The organism is Siccibacter turicensis LMG 23730, assembly GCF_000463155.2.
Taxonomy (GTDB): domain Bacteria; phylum Pseudomonadota; class Gammaproteobacteria; order Enterobacterales; family Enterobacteriaceae; genus Siccibacter; species Siccibacter turicensis.
This window is the reverse complement of the sequence record NZ_AWFZ01000017.1, coordinates 192603-211919: the sequence shown is the minus strand read 5'-3', so window position 1 is coordinate 211919 and position 19317 is coordinate 192603. Positions and strand designations below refer to the sequence as shown.

Genomic DNA, 19317 nt, shown 5'->3' with positions numbered 1-19317 from the left:
GGCAGGTCAGCTTTTATATGCCATAAATTCGGTCATATACGACAATGGCCTGCGTTATGCAGGCCATTGGTAGTAACTACTCTAACAAGTAACTTTGATTCAACTAAAGTAGCAATAAGCTCTCTAAAATTATTCTCTATAAAAAAACCCGCTTTCGCGGGCTTTAAATATTTGATACATCCAGCAGGAACTAAATCATTCCCACTCGATTATTTATAGTCATATAACGTCCATATTTATCAATGAACTATAAATTTATGAACCAGAAATGCCATGATTGATACCATACTTCGAACTAAAGGCTCGGGCTTTTTCTTCACGAACGGACTGGAAAGCGCGGCGCTCAAGCATCTCGAGACGATTCAGGTGCTCCGCACCTAGCAGAAATCATGTGGATGGCAGCCCAACAGCATCTCCGCTGGATCGCGCGAGTTCACGCTCGTGCCGTGGCGACCGGCGCTGGAGCGCCAGCTCGGCAAGCCAGTCGCTGGTATCATGCGTGGCGACGGATTAACTAGCAGTTCGGTCGCGTCCGTGGCGGACCAACTATCGCTTGACTGCTCTTTGTTCTCCCGCATGATATCCAATATTTGATGAAAGGGGGTTGGGGGACGATGTTCGAAATTACTGGCGCACAAGTCGCCGACCTCAATGACGCCGATCTGCGGACACTCGTCGCACGTCTCGCCTTGGCAGAATTGCGGGCGCAGGGTTGCCCCAGTTCGTCGGTAACGGCTGGCGGCAATCAGGATGCGGCCGATGGCGGGCTTGATGTCCGGGTCGAGTGCCCGTCCGCACTGCTGATGCCGGATTTTGTGCCGCGCCAGCACACAGGGTTTCAGGTGAAAAAGCCCGACATGCCGGCGAGCGCAATCCGCGATGAGATGCGTCCTGGCGGCGTACTACGGCCGGTCATCGCCGAACTCGCCGCTCGCTCGGGCGCCTACATCATCGTCAGCGCGCAAGGGTCGGTCGCAGACAAGCCGCTGAGCGATCGTCGCGATGCGATCCGGGCGCAACTCGACGATCTGCCTGAGGCCGGGCAGTTGCATAGCGACTTCTACGATCGCGACCGGCTGGCAACATGGGTCAATCACCATCCAGGAATTGCCGCCTGGGTCCGCACGCGGCTCGGCATCGGTATGTCGGGCTGGAGCAGCATCGGCGATTGGTGCGGCGTCGGCGTGAGCGAGGAGACGCCCTATCTCTTCAACGATAAGGCCTGCCTAACCGATGAGCGAACGAGCGACCGCGAGCAACTCACCATCGGCGAGGGTATCGCCCGGCTTCGCGTCTCTCTGACCAAAGCTCGCCAATGTATCCGGTTGATCGGCTTGTCCGGTCTCGGAAAGACTCGTCTCGTGCAGGCCCTGTTCGAGGATGGTGTGGGCGAGGTGTCGCTCGATCCGGGGCTCGCTGTCTATACCGACTATTCGGCGGAGACTGATCCGACCGCACGGGACATGGCGCGCCAGCTGGTGATCGCACGGCAACGTGCGATCCTGATCGTCGACAACTGCAACCCGGCGACGCACAACGAACTGGCCCGCATCTGTTCGGAAACGGGGAGCCAAGTCAGTCTCTTAACTGTCGAATATGATGTTCGCGAAGACGAGCCCGAGCGTACCGAGGTCTTTCGCCTGCAATCAGCATCGTCCGAAATCGTGGAGCTGTGGCTCGAAAAGACCTTCCCCAATGTGACGCAGGTCGACCGACGAACCATATCAGAGTTCAGCGATGGCAACTTCCGCGTGGCGCGCGCTCTCGCCGACACGCTCGGAAAAGGCGAGACCCTGGGAAAGCTCAAGAGCCGCGACCTCTTCGAGCGGATTTTTCATCAGCGCAACGAGCCTGACCGGGATCTGCTTTCCGCTGCCGAGGACCTTGCCCTGCTCTATTCGATCGATGGCGAGGACACTTCGGAAGGCGGTGAACTTGCGCGGGTCGCCGCTATTCGCGGTGTTCCCGTGGCGACGATATATGCGGCGCTGAATACGCTTCGACAGCGGGGGATCGCGCAGCTGCGGGGACGGTGGCGCGCTATCCTGCCGCATGCGATCGCCAACCCGCTCGCCGGGTTCGCCCTTGAACGCATGCCGCCGGCCGATTTCGATCGCTTCTGCGCGTCGCTTACAACGCGAATGCAGAAGTCCCTTTCGCGCCGCCTCGGCTATCTGCACGACAGCGCCGAGGCGCGGGCCGTGGTCGAGCGCTGGCTCCGTGCCGACGGGCCACTCGGCGATCTTGCGGCATTGGGAGAAGATGGCCTTCAGATCATCGCCAACATCGCCCCGGTTGCACCCGATACCGTGCTCGCGAGGATCGAGCGTGATATTGCCGGCCCAGATGGCGGCGAGATAATCGATCCGCAGTCGAGCAACCGGTGGCAATGGATACGGTTGATCAAGCACCTCGCTTACGATCCGCCGCTGTTCGACCGCGCGGCAACCTTGCTTGCGCGGTTTCTTTCCGCTGAATCGCCCGCCCACCACAACAACTCGGCGTCGGGCATGTTCGCCGAGCTGTTTCACCTGCACCTGTCCGGCACCAAGGCTTTACCAGATCAGCGGCGAGCGCTTGTGCGCCGGTTCGCGCAATCGGGTGATCCGGCTTTGGCGCGCTGCGCCGGCGTCGCCCTCGATGCGCTGCTGAAGGCGCACCATTTCAGCTCATTCAGCGATTTCGACTTCGGCGCCCGGTCACGGGACTATGGTTGGCACCCGCCGACCTATGGTGACATCTGGGCCTGGTACAACGGCGCGGTCGATCTGGCGGTCGAGCTATCGCCAGTCATCGAAAACGCCAGGGACCACCTTGCCCACAGCGTAAGAAATCTGTGGCACTTCGGCGCCTGCCACGATGCGCTTGAACGGGCAGCGACCCATTTTTCTTCCGAGCGACCTTGGATCGAGGGGTGGATCGGCTTCCGCACAGCGCTGCGCTTCGAGGGCGACGCGATGCCGAATGAGGTGCGCGCCCGTCTCGTTGCGCTCATCGAACGCCTGAAACCCACTGATCTTCTCCATCAGGCCCGTGCGGTCGTACTGGGGCGCAACAGTTTCGGTTGGGATGTGGCTGATGGCGACGCGGATGACGGCGACGTCATGAAACCCTATGAGCGCGCCTCCCAGCAGGCGAAAGAGATCGGCACCGCACTCGCACACGACCCGGAGACGCGCGCTGACTTCATCGCCGAACTGCTCGTCGAACAAAATCCGCAGCGCGCCTATGAATGCGGCATTGGTCTGTCGGATGGTGCCACCGATCTTGATGCGATGTGGTGTGAACTGCTGGACCTCTTCTCCGCCGCCGAGGCGGACAGCCGGAATGCAATGGTGCTGGGCGGGTTCATCCATGGCGCGCACGCCAAGGATTCGGCCTTTGCCAACTCTACGCTAGAGAATGTGATCCAGAATCCCGATCTTGCCGCGAGTCTGCCGTATCTTCAAGCGCGTGTTGCTATCGATACCCAAGGCATAGCGCGGCTTCGGCGTGCGATCGAACGTGGCGTCCTTTCGGCGTGGAATTTTCAAAGCATCGCCAATGGCAGTGTCGTGGAGTCTCCACCCGACGCGCTTGGCCTGCTACTCACCGACATCGGCAATTTGGCCGACGGCGTCGAGATCGCGCTTGATATATTGCACATGCACTTCTACCGCGATCGGGAAGAAGGCCGCCAACGTGCGCCATCCTTGATCGCAGTTGGCCGTGAGCTGCTACTGCGCGCTGACTTCAGAAAGAAGCAGTCGTTGCGCGATTTTGGGCTGCATACCGTTATTCGGGTCTGCTGCGCCGGACCCGATGGAGAGGCGACATTGCGGGAAATCTGCGCTCGCGTCCGGGCCGGACTGGAGACCGTCTATCTCTCATCCTACGATCTTGGTTATGTCCTGAAGGCGCTCTTCGAGACCCACCCCCTGATCGCGCTCGACGAATTCCTGCTCCCCGAACTCAGGCCGAGAAATCGGGGGCTGTTTGAGGGGGACTTCGGGTCTGGCACGCCGGTGGAAAATGTCGGCGCCGAGACCCTTGTTCAGTGGGCGAATATCGATCCGGATCGGCGCTATCCGCTGCTTGGCAAAAGCATCCCCATGTTCAAGCGGCAGCAGGGCGAAGAGGAGAATGGTGTCTCCACGCTTTTCCTGGAAATATTGGGCCACGCGCCAGACAAGCGGGCGTTCCTCGGCGATATCTGGTCGCGGCTGCATCCGCCCAGCTGGAGTGGCTCGCTCGCCGATATCTTGGTTCGACGTCGCGCGGCTATCACAACGCTGGGTGACAATGTTGGAGGCGAGGTTCGGCAATGGGTCACCGACATGCTGCCCGAACTCGAACGCTGGATCGAACATGAGAGCAAGCGCGATCGGGAAGGCGAGCAGAGTTTCGAATAGCCACTGATCCGTGCATCCCCAGCGGGGCTCTGACGCTGCTCGCGGCTTTCGCGGAGTCTTAGGCCAGGCCCGCCGCCCTTTGCATTTCTGCCTGACGGCTTCGCGCAGGGCGAATGGCTGGTTTTGGGGGAACAGCCATTCAATCCCTGGTCGGCGTCGACACTTATCCACTTGCCTAATCAGAAATGATGACAGCGGCCAGAGGGCTAATGCGCATAGTTAACCGCGTTGCTAATTTGCAACTCACTGCGCCGTTGGCGCACACACTCGTACAGCACGTTAATAGCTAACGTTGTCGTTTGGAGTGGTTCTGAGCTGTTCCCCGTGAATCAACACTGGCTGTTGTTAGCCACTTCCGCTTCTGGCACATAAGCGACGGTCAACCTGAGTATTTTTCAGAACAGGAAAGTGACAGGTAGTTACTTGAAAGAAGGCTCATAACCGATTTTTATTGAAAACCGTTAACGAGGCAGGGTCCCTTCCAGGGACTGCGAGGGGTTGAACAAACCTACCGGCACGGTAGTGTTTTGCATATATCAGAATCGAAGCGACGATACTTTCCTACTCCAGACCGGACAAAGATCGGAGTCAGCCTTGCTGTGACGTATCCACCAGAAACGTATGCAAGCTGGAAATAGTGTTTAGTGGCAGAGTGAACACCAGCAGACGTCGGCACAGTGACCGGAAGAGTAGGGCGTCGCTAAAGGTAGATGCTCAGGTGAAAACCACGAGGTAAAGCAGCGACATCTGTGATCAGAATTACCAGATATCTACCGGAGCTCAGAAAGCAAAAAACCAGCCCTAAGGCTGGGTTCTTTAATAAGTGGTGCCCTGACTCGGACTAACGCCGCAGGCGTTTGAACAGCGCGCCTGTCGCGCTGGCCCCGCAGGGGTGAGCTTCGCAGAAGCGAATCATCGAACCTGTTCGATGGAGAGTCCGGTACGCAGAAAAGCAAAAAACCCGCCAAAGGCGGGTTCTTCTAAATAGTGGTGCCCGGACTCGGAATCGAACCAAGGACACGGGGATTTTCAATCCCCTGCTCTACCGACTGAGCTATCCGGGCAACGGGGCGCATTAAACCCGATCCACTCCTTAACGTCAAATCAATTTTCTTGCTTTCACGCCCGGGCGCGCATTCGCGCACCATTTTGCGTTTTTTCTGAACGGCTCAGGCAAAAAAGTGCGTCCAGAGCGCCGACAGCGGCATTGCCAGCAACAGGGCGGGCAGCAGGTTGGCCACGGCAAACATCTTAATGCCGCAGATGCGCAGGCCGGTCGCCAGCAGAAGCAGGCCGCCGGTGGCGGTAAAGTCAGCCATCATCATCGGCGTCGTGAGCGGCAGAATAACCACCGCGCAGGCGGCGAGCGACAGCTGGATCGCCAGCATCGGGACGCTGATGGCGGCGACCGCAATGCCGAGCGTGGTGGCAAAGATGGTGGCGGTGAAAAAGTCGAGGAAGGCCTTGGCGATAAGCACGCTCGGGTCGCCGGTCATCCCCTCCTGCATGGCGCCGAAAATCCCGGTGCCGCTGGCACAGAACAGAATGATGATGGCCACAAAGCTCTGCACAAAGGACTCCTGCGCCGCGCTGGTGCCTCTGCCTGGCCGCACTCGCGCTGCCAGCCGGCGTCCGCCCTCCACCGCGCGGTTGATTCCCGCTTCGATATTGCACAGTTCGCCGAGCAGTGCGCCCAGCAGGGTCGACAGCACCATCACCGGCAGATTGGCGCATTTGATCACCAGCAGAACGCCGATCCCCAGCGAGGCCAGCCCGAAAATGGAGGGCATCGAGGCGCGCAGTCGCTCCGGCAGACGCTGGCTGAGCAGGGCGCCAATCACGCCGCCGAGCAGCACCGCGCCCGCGTTAATAAAAGGTCCGGTTACCATGACAGACTCCTGATGTCCTGCGAGGCAGGAAGGAAAGATGTGTTCACGCGACGGCACAGATGGGTGAAATATGATTTTCTATTCACCAATTATGATTGTTTAGTCGACAGTGAAAAATAAGTATTATGGATTTTAATAGCTTAGCGCCGCCTGCTGCAAATGCTTTACCTGTGGGCCGGCCATCGGGTTGCACCTGCAAAAAGAAGCTGCGATGATGCGCCAGTTTTCCATCTTTTACGGGGGTGCAGACATGACCAGGCTTCGCATTGCCTACGTCCTTGCTGGGCGACATCGCCCGATGCCGCACGCCCGTCTTCCGTCGTTACTCGCCATTACCTCGCCCGCTATGCGGTGAGGGCACCGCACGCTTGCTGCCGGACAGCAGTAAAACCAGACGCGGTCTGTATTTACTGATGTTTTGCGGTCAGAGCTGGAACCCAGTCAGGCCCCCTGTGTGAGAAGCGCGTGCGCGCTGTCTCCGGTTACTTACTTCCTGAATACGGTTATGTGTGCCTATGAAATCGATGAAAATCGCCGCCAGTCACCAGGTGATGGCTGCACTTTCCACTCACCGTGAGGTGGTTGCGCTGGACAGCACCGATTTTACCGATGTCGCCGCGGTAGTGCTCTCGCCTGCCGACAGCCGCAGCGGTATCCTCGCGCTGCTCAAACGCACCGGTTTCCACCTGCCGGTGTGGTTGTACGATGAAACCGGCGAAGCGACCGCGGCTGAGGTCAGCGGCGTGTTAAGCGGGAAAGCGCAGGACTTTCTCGAACTGGAAGCGGCCGCCTGTCGCTATGAAGAGGCGCTGCTGCCGCCCTTTTTCGACACGCTGCGCCAGTATGTGGCGATGGGTAACAGTACGTTTGCCTGTCCGGGCCACCAGCACGGCGAATTTTTCAAAAAGCACCCGGCGGGACGCCAGTTCTACGATTTCTTCGGTGAAAATCTGTTTCGGGCAGACATGTGCAACGCCGACGTTAAGCTCGGCGACCTGCTGATCCACGAAGGGTCGGCGAAGCATGCCCAGAAATTTGCCGCAAAGGTGTTTCACGCCGACAAAACCTATTTCGTGCTGAACGGCACCTCGGCGGCCAATAAGGTCGTGACCAATGCGCTGCTGACCCGCGGCGATCTGGTGCTGTTTGATCGTAACAACCATAAATCGAATCACCACGGGGCGCTGATCCAGGCCGGGGCGACGCCGGTTTATCTGGAGGCGGCCCGCAATCCGTTCGGGTTTATCGGTGGCATCGACGCGCACTGTTTTGACGAGGCGTATCTGCGCGAGCGGATCCGCGAGGTGGCCCCGGCGCGCGCGGAAGAGGCCCGGCCGTTCCGTCTGGCGGTGATCCAGCTTGGCACCTACGACGGTACGCTGTACAACGCCCGGCAGGTGATCGACACCATCGGCCACCTGTGCGACTACATCCTGTTTGATTCTGCCTGGGTAGGCTACGAGCAGTTTATCCCGATGATGGCTGAGTGCTCCCCGCTGCTGCTTGAGCTGAACGAAAACGATCCGGGGATCTTTGTGACCCAGTCGGTACACAAGCAGCAGGCCGGCTTCTCGCAAACCTCGCAGATCCATAAAAAAGATAACCACATTCGCGGCCAGGCGCGTTTTTGCCCGCACAAGCGCCTGAACAATGCGTTTATGCTGCACGCCTCCACCAGCCCGTTTTATCCGCTGTTTGCCGCGCTCGACGTCAATGCCAAAATCCACGAAGGGGAGAGCGGACGCCGCCTGTGGGCCGACTGCGTGGCGCTGGGCATCGAGGCGCGTAAGGCGATCATCGCCAACTGCACGATGATCAAACCCTTTGTGCCGCCGGAGATTGCCGGGCGTCCGTGGCAGGATCACGCCACCGATCTGATTGCCCGGGATCGCCAGTTCTTCACCTTTGAGCCGGGCGCCAGCTGGCACGGCTTTGAAGGCTATGCACAGGATCAGTACATGGTCGATCCGTGCAAGCTGCTGCTGACCACGCCGGGTATCGATCCGGCAAGCGGCGAGTACGCTGCCTTTGGCGTGCCCGCGGCCATTCTTGCCAACTACCTGCGTGAGAACGGCATCGTTCCGGAAAAATCGGATCTTAACTCGATCCTGTTCCTGCTGACCCCCGCCGAAAGCCCGGAGAAGATTGCCCGTCTGGTCGCCATGCTGGCGCAGTTTGAGCAGCATATTGAGGATGATACCCCGCTTGTTGATGTGCTGCCGACCATCTACCACAAGTATCCGGTGCGCTACAAAGGCTACACGCTGCGCCAGCTCTGTCAGGAGATGCACGATCTCTACGTCAGTTTTGACGTGAAGGATCTGCAGAAGGCGATGTTCCGCCGCAGCGAACTGCCTGAGGTGGCGATGAACCCGCAGGATGCCAATATCGCGTTTATTCGCGGTAACGTGGATCTGGTGCGGTTGAGCGAGGCGAAAGGGCGTATCGCGGCGGAAGGGGCGCTGCCGTACCCGCCGGGCGTGCTGTGCGTGGTGCCCGGCGAAGTGTGGGACGGGGCGGCGCTGCGCTACTTCCTGGCGCTGGAAGAGGGCGTTAACCTGCTGCCGGGCTTTTCGCCGGAGTTACAGGGGGTCTACAGCGAAACCGACGCCGACGGCATCAAGCGGCTGTATGGCAATATGGTGAAGCGCTAAAGCGGATACCGACGGTGCCTGCATCCGCCAAAAAAAGCCCCTCGTCTGAGGGGCTTTTGCGTTACTGGCGGCGGTACACCTTCTGGGTACTGTTCACTTTATAGAGATAGCGCCGCGACTCCGCCGACGGATGGCGGGTGGTCAGCGTCTGGTAGACATCGCCCGGCGACATGGTGTTGATAATCGCCGCCGCTTCGATCTTATCGCTGGCGAAGACGCGCAGCACGCTGCCGGCTCCGCCGTTATAGGCGGTAATGACCGCGTAGCGACGCGAGGTCGGGTTGGTGATATCGCCCAGATACACGTTACTGAGCATGGCCAGATAGGCGGTGCCGGTATCAATGTTGCTGGCCGGATCGAACAGGAAGCTGCGGCTTGGCGTCCCGGATTTGCCCTGGGAGCGGAACACGTCTTTCCCGGCGGTGTGCTGCACCACCTGCATCAGGCCCAGCGCATCGGAGCGGCTGACGGCGTAGGGGTTAAACGACGATTCGGTCTGCATAATCGCCAGGATCAGCGACTCATCCACGCCATATTTGCGTGACGCCTGGCGCACCATGCCCAGGTATTTATGCGCACGTTTATCAAGGTGGTTCGGCACCAGGTTGATGGTCACGCTATAGATGACGTGCAGCCCGGAGCGGCGGCTTTTAAGACGGTTTTGCAGCAGCCAGTCGGCAAACTGCGTGGCGCGCCCCTGCCAGCGGATCGGCTGCCCGGTGTGGTCCACGACCTGCCCATAAAGGAAGGGCTCTTTGGAGATCTGAATATCGTTGGCGTCAGAGTAGAGATCGACGCTGCTCGGATCGTCGCCCATCAGCAACGTCATGATGATGGCCTGACGCAGACGCGCGGCGGGGTCGGTGCCGGCGATGGTTTCAACCGTCAGCGTACCGGCATCAAAGTTGATGTGGCTGCGCGTCTGGTAGCCGTCGGTATACTTAACGTAGTCCTTGGGACCGGCGATCAACACCTCGTTAAAGCCCCAGATATTTTCGATGTTGTTGGCAAACTGCCCCATCAAAATATCGAAACCGTTCGTGTCCTTTATAAAGGCTTCGTTGTAGCTGTCGCCCTTTTTAGAGCCGGAACAGGAGACGAGCAAAGGGGCCAACAGGGCCAGCGCTAAAAATTTTTTCATGCGTCCTGGGTTGCGTGTTGTGTTGAACAGGGGATCGATCGCGTCCACTTTCTGCGCCAGGTTTACCTCGCCTGAGGCGGATGCCCCAGACGGGAAAACGTTATGATTACTTCTCTGGCGGCGTAAAGCCTTCGATATGTACGTCTTTGCCTTCGAACAGGAAGTTGATCATCTCCTGCTCCAGCAGTTTGCGGTGCTCCGGGTTCATCATGCTGAGCTTTTTCTCGTTGATCAGCATGGTTTGCTTATGCTGCCACTGCGCCCAGGCCTCTTTGGAAATTTCGCTGTAAATACGCTTACCCAGTTCGCCCGGGTAGAGCTGGAAGTCCTGGCCTTCAGCGTCGCGCTGGAGAAAGGTACAAAAAATGGTTCTGCTCATCTCATTTCCTCTGTAAAACGGGCGGCGATCAGGCCATAACGCCGGTACGCAGCTGCTGAAGCAGGCGTTCGACCGGCGCGGCCAGCCCCACCGACGGCGGCTGCGCTAAGTTATACCAGAGTGCGCTGCCCTCATCCATGCACGCGGCAAAAGAGGACACGGGAAGCCACATTGGTACGATATCTAAATGAAAATGGCTGAAGGTATGGCGAAACGCGGTCTGCTGGCTGAGACCGTCGTCCGCGATGCCACGCGCGTGCAGCCAGTCGCGCAGCGCCTGCTCATCGGCAAACTGCGGGAAGCAGTATAGTCCACCCCACAGCCCGCTAGGCGGACGCTGCTCCAGGTAGACCTTATTCTCATGCTGCATCAACAGCAGATACCCGGTGCGCTCCGGCAGGGTCTGCTTCGGTTTTTTACCGGGATAGGCCGCCCAGCTCTGGGTGGCGTAGGCGATACAGCCGTCGTTGAGCGGGCAGACTTCGCACTTTGGCCGCGAGCGGGTACAGACCAGCGCGCCCAGATCCATCATCGCCTGGTTGAAGCGCTCCACGCCCTGCGCCGGGGTCACGTCAGTGCTGATCTCCCACAGCCGTTTTTCCACCTCTTTTTTACCCGGCCAGCCGGCCACCGCGTAGCAGCGGGCCAGCACGCGTTTCACGTTGCCGTCGAGGATCGGGAAGTGCTGGCCGAGGGACAGCGACAGGATCGCCCCGGCGGTGGAGCGTCCGACGCCGGGCAGGGCGGCAACCTCTTCAAAGGTGGTGGGGAAGCGACCCTGGTGCTGCTGTGCCACCTGCTGCGCGGCTTTGTGCAGGTTGCGGGCGCGGGCGTAGTAGCCAAGCCCGGTCCACAGATGCAGCACCTCATCCAGCGGGGCGTTGGCTAAATCGGTGACGGTCGGGAAACGCGCCATAAAGCGCTCAAAGTAGGGGATCACGGTTGTGACCTGCGTTTGTTGCAACATCACCTCAGAGAGCCATACTTTGTACGGCGTTTTCTCGATTTGCCAGGGCAGGGTTTTGCGCCCGTATTTGTCGTACCACTCCAGCACCCGTGCGGAGAAGTGAGAGGCTTGCATCATTAACGACGGGCTTCCGTAATCGTGAATAAGGGGCCAGATTCCAGCACAGCGGCTGTACGCTGTAAACCGGAACTTTCCGGTGCTTGCATCCGGTAACTAACTTTGGATAATGCCCGCTTGCCTTCCTATTAACTCAAGCAGACTGATTTTTTATGAATAACGACGTCATTTCACCGGAATTTGATGAAAACGGTCGCCCGCTGCGCCGTATTCGTAGCTTTGTCCGCCGCCAGGGACGCCTGACCAAAGGTCAGCAACACGCGCTGGACCATCTCTGGCCGGTGATGGGCGTGGAATACACCGCGGAGCCGCTGGATCTGGTGTCGCTGTTTGGCCGCGACGCGCCGACCACGCTGGAGATCGGTTTTGGTATGGGCGCCTCGCTGGTCACCATGGCGAAAGCCAATCCGCACCAGAACTTCCTCGGCATTGAGGTTCACCTTCCGGGCGTTGGCGCCTGCCTGAGCGCGGCTCAGGAAGAGGAGGTCGGGAACCTGCGCGTGATGTGTCACGACGCGGTGGAAGTGTTAGAAAAGATGATCCCGGATAATGCCCTGACTATGGTGCAGCTCTTCTTCCCGGATCCGTGGCACAAGGCGCGCCACAACAAACGCCGTATCGTGCAGGCACCGTTCGCCGAGCTGGTAAAAAGCAAACTGAAACCCGGCGGCGTGTTCCATATGGCGACCGACTGGGAACCTTATGCCGAACATATGCTCGAAGTGATGAGCCAGCTTGATGGATATAAAAACCTGTCCCCCACCGGGGACTACGTACCGCGCCCGGAATCGCGCCCGGTAACCAAATTTGAGCAGCGTGGCCATCGTTTAGGTCACGGCGTATGGGATCTAATGTTTGAGAGGACCAAATAATGGCAACGCAACGCAGCCGCCGCTTACGTAAAAAGATGCACATCGATGAGTTTCAGGAACTGGGCTTTTCGGTAGCCTGGCGCTTCCCGGAAGGGACCAGCGAAGAGACGATCGACCAGACCGTGGAAGATCTCATCAATGAGGTGATTGAGCCGAACAAACTGGCGTTCGACGGCAGCGGATACCTGGCCTGGGAAGGGCTGATCTGCATGCAGGAGATCGGCAAATGTACCGAGGAGCATCAGGCGCTGGTACGCAAATGGCTTGAAGACCGCAAGCTTGAAGAGGTGCGCATCAGCGATCTCTTTGATGTCTGGTGGGATTAAGCGTTAACAGCGGGTCGGCTTGCCGGCCCGTTTTGTCTGAGAGCCCTGCTCTGATGGATGTGAGGAACGAGTTATGATGCGTAAAGCGCTGCTGGTGGCACTGATGGCGACAGCCGTAAGTGCTCACGCGGAATATAAGTGCAGTGTCACACCGAAAGACGATGTGATTTTAAGCCCGCAGACGGTGCAGGTGGTCGGCGAGAACGGAAATCTGGTGATCGGGCCGGATGGCAGCGTGATGTTTAACGGCAAGCAGATTTCGCTGAACGCGGCCCAGCGTGAGCAGGCAAAGGATTATCAGGCCGATCTGCGTTCCGCGCTGCCGTGGATCGATGAAGGCGCCCGCACCCGTCTTGAAAAGGGCCGGGTGGCGCTCGATAAAATCATCACCGAGCAGGTGGGGTCCAGCAGCAACATGCGTAAGCGTCTCACCACCCTCGACGGCCAGCTGAAAACCCAGATGAACCGCATCCTTGAGCGGCGCAGCGACGGTCTGGCGTTCCACTATAAAGCGATCGATCAGGTGCGCGCCGAAGGCCAGCAGCTGGTTAACCAGACGATGGGTGGTCTGCTTCAGGACAGCATCAACGAGATGGGTGCCAAAGCGGTAACCTCCGGCGGCGGAAATCCGCTGCAGGGGATCCTCGGCAGCATGGGCGGCCTGCAGAGCGCCATCCAGACCGAGTGGAAGAAGCAGGAAAAAGATTTTGAAGGCTTCGGGAAAGCGGTATGCGCCCGCGTGGTATCGCTTGAAGATCAGCGTAAAGCGCTGGTGACCGGCCTGAAATAACCGGAACGCCTCTCCCCACAGGGAGAGGCATAATGACTTACTTTGGCTCGCCGATGGGCAGTACGGTACGACCATACTGCGCATTCAGCACTTCGCCCATCGCCAGATAAACCGCACTGGCGCCGCACACGATGCCGATCCAGCCCGCAACGTGAACAATCCCTTCGTTATCCAGCAGGTGACCTGCCGCCAGCAGTGCAAACAGCACCGTCAGGCTCAGGAAGACAAACTGCAGTACGCGTGCGCCCGTTAAGGTGCCGAAGAACATGAACAGCGTAAATACGCCCCACAGCGCCAGGTAAACGCCGAGGAAATGGCCGTTTGCCGCCTCGGCCATGCCGAATTTCGGCATCACCAGAATCGCGACCAGCGTGAGCCAGAACGAGCCGTAAGAGGTAAACGCCGTCAGACCAAACGTATTGCCTTTTTTATATTCCAGCAGACCCGCAAAAATCTGTGCCAGGCCGCCGTAAAAAATGCCCATCGCAAGGATGATGCCGTCTAACGGAAAAAGCCCGATATTGTGTAAATTGAGCAGAATGGTGGTCATGCCGAAACCCATTAAGCCCAGCGGAGCTGGATTAGCCAACTGAGTGTTGCCCATAGATCCTCAAAATGATCATTAAATTTGCGTTAGTGAAACGCCCGACGAATAAAGCCTTCTCCGCCGGGCGCGGCATAATAATCAGGGCAATGTGTAGCGTCTATGATCTGACGACAGCGAAACGAAAAAATTTTTACCTCGCCCCCTTGATGGCGGGCAAGCCGACCCCATCTTGTAGTCAACCGCAGTGGTGAGTCTGAAAAAATAACGCGGGGCAGTTGAAACGTTACGTTTAGCCCTTATTACAGATTCACAACCACATGATTACGAATTTTTAGTGGAGACGTTTAGATGGGTAAAATAATTGGTATTGACCTGGGCACAACCAACTCTTGTGTAGCGATTATGGATGGCACCACCGCACGCGTGCTGGAGAATGCCGAGGGCGATCGCACCACGCCTTCAATCATTGCCTATACGCAGGACGGTGAAACGCTGGTAGGTCAGCCGGCTAAACGTCAGGCAGTGACCAACCCGCAGAACACTCTGTTTGCGATCAAACGCCTGATTGGTCGTCGCTTCCAGGACGAAGAAGTACAGCGTGACGTGTCGATCATGCCGTACAAAATCATCGGTGCTGACAACGGCGACGCATGGCTGGATGTCAAAGGCCAGAAAATGGCACCGCCGCAGATCTCTGCTGAAGTGCTGAAAAAAATGAAGAAAACCGCGGAAGATTACCTGGGTGAACCGGTAACTGAAGCTGTTATCACCGTTCCGGCTTACTTTAACGATGCGCAGCGTCAGGCGACCAAAGACGCCGGCCGTATCGCAGGCCTGGAAGTAAAACGTATCATCAACGAACCGACCGCCGCAGCACTGGCTTACGGTCTGGATAAAGAAGTCGGCAACCGCACTATCGCGGTATACGACCTCGGTGGTGGTACCTTCGATATCTCCATTATCGAAATCGACGAAGTTGACGGCGAAAAAACCTTCGAAGTACTGGCTACCAACGGTGATACCCACCTGGGTGGTGAAGACTTCGACAGCCGTATGATCAACTACCTCGTTGAAGAATTTAAGAAAGATCAGGGCATTGACCTGCGTAACGACCCGCTGGCAATGCAGCGCCTGAAAGAAGCAGCAGAGAAAGCGAAAATCGAACTCTCTTCTGCACAGCAGACCGACGTGAACCTGCCGTACATCACCGCAGACGCGACCGGTCCGAAACACATGAACATCAAAGTGACCCGTGCGAAACTGGAAAGCCTGGTAGAAGACCTGGTGAACCGTTCTATCGAGCCGCTGAAAGTTGCACTGCAGGACGCTGGCCTGTCCGTATCCGATATCCAGGACGTTATCCTGGTCGGCGGTCAGACGCGTATGCCGATGGTGCAGAAAAAAGTTGCTGAATTCTTCGGTAAAGAGCCGCGTAAAGACGTGAACCCGGACGAAGCGGTTGCTATCGGTGCTGCGGTTCAGGGTGGTGTACTGACCGGTGATGTGAAAGACGTGCTGCTGCTGGACGTTACCCCGCTGTCGCTGGGTATCGAAACCATGGGTGGCGTGATGACTCCGCTTATCACCAAAAACACCACTATCCCGACCAAGCACAGCCAGGTGTTCTCTACTGCGGAAGACAACCAGTCTGCGGTAACCATCCACGTGCTGCAGGGTGAACGTAAACGCGCCAGCGATAACAAATCTCTGGGCCAGTTCAACCTCGATGGGATCAACCCGGCACCGCGCGGCATGCCGCAGATCGAAGTGACCTTCGATATCGATGCTGACGGTATCCTGCACGTTTCCGCGAAAGACAAAAACAGCGGTAAAGAGCAGAAGATCACCATTAAGGCCTCTTCCGGTCTGAACGAGGAAGAGATCCAGAAAATGGTGCAGGAAGCGGAAGCGAACGCCGAGTCCGACCGTAAGTTCGAAGAGCTGGTTCAGACCCGCAACCAGGGCGACCATCTGCTGCACAGCACCCGTAAGCAGGTTGAAGAAGCGGGCGAGCAGCTGCCGGCCGATGACAAAACCGCTATCGAGTCTGCACTGAGCGCGCTGGAAACCTCGCTGAAAGGCGAAGACAAAGCGGATATCGAAGCGAAAATGCAGGCGCTGGCGCAGGTTTCCCAGAAGCTGATGGAAATCGCACAGCAGCAGCATGCCCAGCAGCAGGCGGGCTCCGCTGATGCTTCTGCGAACAACGCGAAAGAAGACGACGTGGTCGACGCTGAGTTCGAAGAAGTTAAAGATAAAAAATAATCGCCCTTGAACGGGTAAGACTGACACGGGCGTCGAGGGTCTCCTCCACGCCCGTTTATTCATGTTGAGGGCTGTAATAGAGATGGCGAAACGAGACTATTACGAGGTTTTAGGCGTTCCGAAAACAGCGGAAGAGCGTGAAATCAAAAAGGCGTATAAGCGCCTGGCCATGAAGTTTCACCCGGACCGCAACCAGGGTGACAAAGAGGCCGAAGGCAAGTTTAAAGAGATTAAAGAAGCCTACGAAATTCTGACCGATGCGCAAAAACGCGCAGCCTACGATCAGTACGGCCACGCTGCCTTTGAACAGGGCGGTATGGGCGGCGGTGGATATGGCGGCGGCTTCGGCGGCGGCGGAGCTGATTTCAGCGATATCTTTGGCGACGTATTCGGAGACATCTTCGGTGGCGGCCGTGGTCGTCGCGCGGCGCGCGGCTCCGATTTACGCTACAACATGGAGCTGACGCTGGAAGAAGCGGTACGCGGCGTGACCAAAGAGATCCGCATTCCGACGCTGGAAGAGTGTGATGTCTGCCACGGCAACGGCGCGAAACCGGGTACCCAACCCCAGACCTGTCCAACCTGTCACGGCGCAGGCCAGGTGCAGATGCGTCAGGGCTTCTTTGCCGTACAGCAGGCCTGTCCGCACTGTCAGGGCCGCGGTACCATCATCAAGGATCCGTGCAACAAGTGTCACGGCCACGGTCGCGTTGAGAAATCCAAAACCCTGTCGGTTAAAATCCCGGCGGGCGTGGATACCGGCGATCGCATCCGTCTGGCAGGCGAGGGCGAAGCAGGGGAGCACGGCGCACCGGCAGGGGATCTCTACGTTCAGGTGCAGGTTAAACAGCACCCGATCTTCGAGCGTGAAGGCAACAACCTTTACTGCGAAGTGCCGATCAACTTTGCCATGGCGGCGCTGGGCGGCGAAATCGAAGTGCCGACCCTGGATGGACGCGTGATGCTCAAAGTGCCGAGCGAAACCCAGACCGGCAAGCTGTTCCGCATGCGCGGCAAGGGCGTGAAATCGGTACGCGGTGGCGCGCAGGGCGACCTGCTGTGCCGCGTTGTGGTTGAAACGCCGGTCGGCCTGAACGAGAAGCAAAAGCAGCTGCTTCAGGATCTGCAGGAGAGCTTTGGTGGGCCGACGGGGGAACACAATAGCCCGCGCTCCAAAAGCTTCTTCGACGGCGTGAAAAAGTTCTTTGATGATCTGACGCGATAATCCGTTCGTATCGCGTGGCATCTCAGGCCCCGGCGTAGTCAGACTACGCCGGGGCTTTTTTTATCAGGGCGAAAAATGGTTTCCTGCTAATTCAGGGTGTTAAGAATCATCTCATTGTACTTTGAGGGCCAGAAAGCAACAAATGATGCACATTGATATTAAAGATGTTGAATAGTGATATTTTCTGCCGGTAATTTATTGGCCCCTCTGCGACCAATGATAATAAAAGTGTCCAAACCGATTTCTGATAACGCTATAGTCTCGTTTCTTCATTACTCTTTTACCAGGTGAGGGTGTATGAGTGCTAACCCTGCTATCAAGGATTTCGATTTAAATTTGATCAAGGTTCTTGATGCGGTCATCAACGCCGGGAATGCCACGAAAGCCTCTAAACGCCTTAAGGTTACACCCGGTGCCGTCTCTCAGGCGCTGCAACGGTTGCAGAACGCCTACAGCGAAGAGTTGTTCATCCGCACCCGCGAAGGACTGACCCCGACCACCCGCGCCCGCGAAATTCATAGCGCGTATAGCCAGGCGCTGGAGATCATCGCCTTCACGCTTGAACACCCTCCGCACACTGATGTAAAAAAAGAAATTACCATAATGGGTAATGATATTAACGAGCAATATTACTTTTCACAGCTCTTCGATTTCGAACCCTTTACCCGTTATTTCCTCAATTATTGTTCTGCTCCCCGGCACAACGAGCAGTACCGGGAAGCCCTGACAGGCGGTAGTGTTGACCTGGTATTATCGACCAGGCTGCCAGATGACCCGGAAATTGAGACTGCCAGTATCGAACACTTTCGGGACTATTGTGTGGTTTGCAGCCAGCATAATCCACTGGCGGAGTTGACTGGTATTTCGGTTTATCATTTCTTTGCTTTTCAGCATGCGGTTTATCGTCCTGCGCCCTGGACGTTGTCCTCGGCAGACAAGGTTAGCGCAATGTTTCCTGAAGTTGCCAGCGGCGGTATGCGACGCGTCGGTTACAGTACCGACTCCATCAACGGGCTTATCAGTATCGTTGAAAATTCTTCCTGTATTGCAGTACTTCCCTACAGACTGGCACGCTTTTTCCAGATACAGAAAAAACTTAATATCGTGATTATGTCCCTGCCAGAGGAATTGAATTTTACCTCACAAATGCTCTATGCCAGCTGGCATCGTAAAAACAGACACCTGAATCACGTTAAAGAGATTGTGGCCATGCTACAAACGCTGTCCTCATTTCGAAAATGGTAATAAATGATCCGCATCATTGAGCGTGCGAGGGTTTATTCAGGGCGCCCACAGTATTATTCATGACTAATTATTATTGCGCTAACTGATTCTCCTCTAGGATAGTTTCATCGCAAGGCAACTTGCATTATTAACTATTATCGAGGTTTTCACCATGAGCGTTGCAGCACATATTAGTTCCCCACGTATTATTCTGGTCGAGCTTGAAATTTTATTAACCGTTATTACCATCGGCGGTTGGGGTGGGTTCGTCAGTTTTCTGATGAAGCGCGAAGAAAATTCAGCCATGCATAAAGATATTATGGGTTGCCTGGCGCAGATAACGACCTCGTGTTTCACCGGTTTCATTTTGAGCGTCATTGCCATCGACCGTAACTTAAGTTTCAATATGGTTATGCTGGCGGCGGGATTAGGCGGGGTGTTTGCTTCACCTATTCTCCGGTTGCTGGGTGATAAGGTTAAAGCGTATATCGTTAATAATAATATTACGCCAAAATAGCCAGCGCTGATTT

General features: G+C 57.0%; 15 protein-coding genes and 1 tRNA gene. 10 read left to right on the top strand and 6 right to left on the bottom strand.

The window, feature by feature from the left end; translation table 11 throughout:
* The first annotated feature begins 411 nt into the window (after positions 1–411).
* Together DW58_RS21505 and DW58_RS02780 are read left to right on the top strand one after the other, a co-directional pair.
* Positions 412–594 (top strand): DUF3363 domain-containing protein, encoded by a 183-nt coding sequence (locus DW58_RS21505; protein ID WP_152525663.1) that lies wholly within the window; start codon positions 412–414, stop codon positions 592–594.
* Positions 595–614: 20 nt separating this feature from the next.
* Positions 615–4391 carry a hypothetical protein gene (locus DW58_RS02780; protein WP_024550242.1) on the top strand — a complete coding sequence of 1259 codons (3777 nt, stop codon included), beginning with the start codon at positions 615–617 and terminating at the stop codon, positions 4389–4391.
* A 988-nt stretch (positions 4392–5379) separates the two neighbouring features.
* On the opposite strand, the gene DW58_RS02775 is transcribed toward DW58_RS02780, so the two are convergent.
* Both DW58_RS02775 and DW58_RS02770 read right to left on the bottom strand, forming a co-directional pair.
* A tRNA-Phe gene (locus DW58_RS02775) sits at positions 5380–5455 on the bottom strand.
* 105 nt (positions 5456–5560) lie between these two features.
* Positions 5561–6280, bottom strand: a complete 720-nt coding sequence (locus tag DW58_RS02770) for a DUF554 domain-containing protein (RefSeq protein WP_024550241.1) — start codon at positions 6278–6280, stop codon at positions 5561–5563.
* A 515-nt stretch (positions 6281–6795) separates the two neighbouring features.
* Here DW58_RS02770 and DW58_RS02765 point away from each other — a divergent pair.
* Complete coding sequence (locus tag DW58_RS02765; RefSeq protein ID WP_024550240.1) at positions 6796–8934, top strand: ornithine decarboxylase; 2139 nt, start codon at positions 6796–6798, stop codon at positions 8932–8934.
* A gap of 61 nt (positions 8935–8995) precedes the next feature.
* Here the strand turns inward: DW58_RS02765 and mltC are convergent, their stop codons facing one another.
* The 3 genes from mltC to mutY form a co-directional block, all read right to left on the bottom strand.
* Positions 8996–10075, bottom strand: coding sequence for a membrane-bound lytic murein transglycosylase MltC (gene mltC / locus DW58_RS02760; protein WP_024550239.1), 1080 nt, complete (start codon positions 10073–10075; stop codon positions 8996–8998).
* Between the two features lie 106 nt (positions 10076–10181).
* On the bottom strand, positions 10182–10454 hold the full coding sequence (locus DW58_RS02755) for an oxidative damage protection protein (RefSeq protein ID WP_024550238.1): 273 nt from the start codon (positions 10452–10454) through the stop codon (positions 10182–10184).
* A gap of 28 nt (positions 10455–10482) precedes the next feature.
* On the bottom strand, positions 10483–11535 hold the full coding sequence (mutY, locus tag DW58_RS02750; protein WP_024550237.1) for an A/G-specific adenine glycosylase: 1053 nt from the start codon (positions 11533–11535) through the stop codon (positions 10483–10485).
* Positions 11536–11690: 155 nt separating this feature from the next.
* On the opposite strand from mutY, the gene trmB reads away from it, so the two are divergent.
* The 3 genes from trmB (at position 11691) to DW58_RS02735 (ending at position 13526) form a co-directional block, all read left to right on the top strand.
* Entirely contained in the window at positions 11691–12410 is a 720-nt protein-coding gene (gene trmB / locus DW58_RS02745; protein ID WP_024550236.1) for a tRNA (guanosine(46)-N7)-methyltransferase TrmB, read from the top strand.
* Positions 12410–12736: a YggL family protein gene (locus DW58_RS02740; protein WP_024550235.1), complete on the top strand. Its 327-nt coding sequence runs from the start codon at positions 12410–12412 to the stop codon at positions 12734–12736. The genes trmB and DW58_RS02740 overlap by 1 nt, the downstream gene beginning before the upstream one ends.
* A 73-nt stretch (positions 12737–12809) precedes the next feature.
* Complete coding sequence (locus DW58_RS02735) at positions 12810–13526, top strand: YggN family protein (RefSeq protein WP_024550234.1); 717 nt, start codon at positions 12810–12812, stop codon at positions 13524–13526.
* 37 nt (positions 13527–13563) lie between these two features.
* Here the strand turns inward: DW58_RS02735 and satP are convergent, their stop codons facing one another.
* A complete protein-coding gene (satP, locus tag DW58_RS02730; protein ID WP_024550233.1) occupies positions 13564–14130 on the bottom strand; it encodes an acetate uptake transporter in 567 nt (188 codons plus the stop codon).
* 291 nt (positions 14131–14421) lie between these two features.
* On the opposite strand from satP, the gene dnaK reads away from it, so the two are divergent.
* The 4 genes from dnaK (at position 14422) to DW58_RS02710 (ending at position 19304) form a co-directional block, all read left to right on the top strand.
* The gene (gene dnaK / locus DW58_RS02725; RefSeq protein WP_024550232.1) at positions 14422–16338 is read left to right on the top strand and encodes a molecular chaperone DnaK; all 1917 of its coding nucleotides are present in this window, start codon (positions 14422–14424) and stop codon (positions 16336–16338) included.
* 82 nt (positions 16339–16420) lie between these two features.
* Positions 16421–17563, top strand: a complete 1143-nt coding sequence (gene dnaJ, locus DW58_RS02720) for a molecular chaperone DnaJ (RefSeq protein ID WP_024550231.1) — start codon at positions 16421–16423, stop codon at positions 17561–17563.
* A gap of 297 nt (positions 17564–17860) precedes the next feature.
* Positions 17861–18808 carry a LysR family transcriptional regulator gene (locus DW58_RS02715; protein WP_024550230.1) on the top strand — a complete coding sequence of 316 codons (948 nt, stop codon included), beginning with the start codon at positions 17861–17863 and terminating at the stop codon, positions 18806–18808.
* A gap of 151 nt (positions 18809–18959) precedes the next feature.
* Positions 18960–19304 carry a phage holin family protein gene (locus DW58_RS02710; RefSeq protein WP_024550229.1) on the top strand — a complete coding sequence of 115 codons (345 nt, stop codon included), beginning with the start codon at positions 18960–18962 and terminating at the stop codon, positions 19302–19304.
* Positions 19305–19317: the final 13 nt, after the last annotated feature.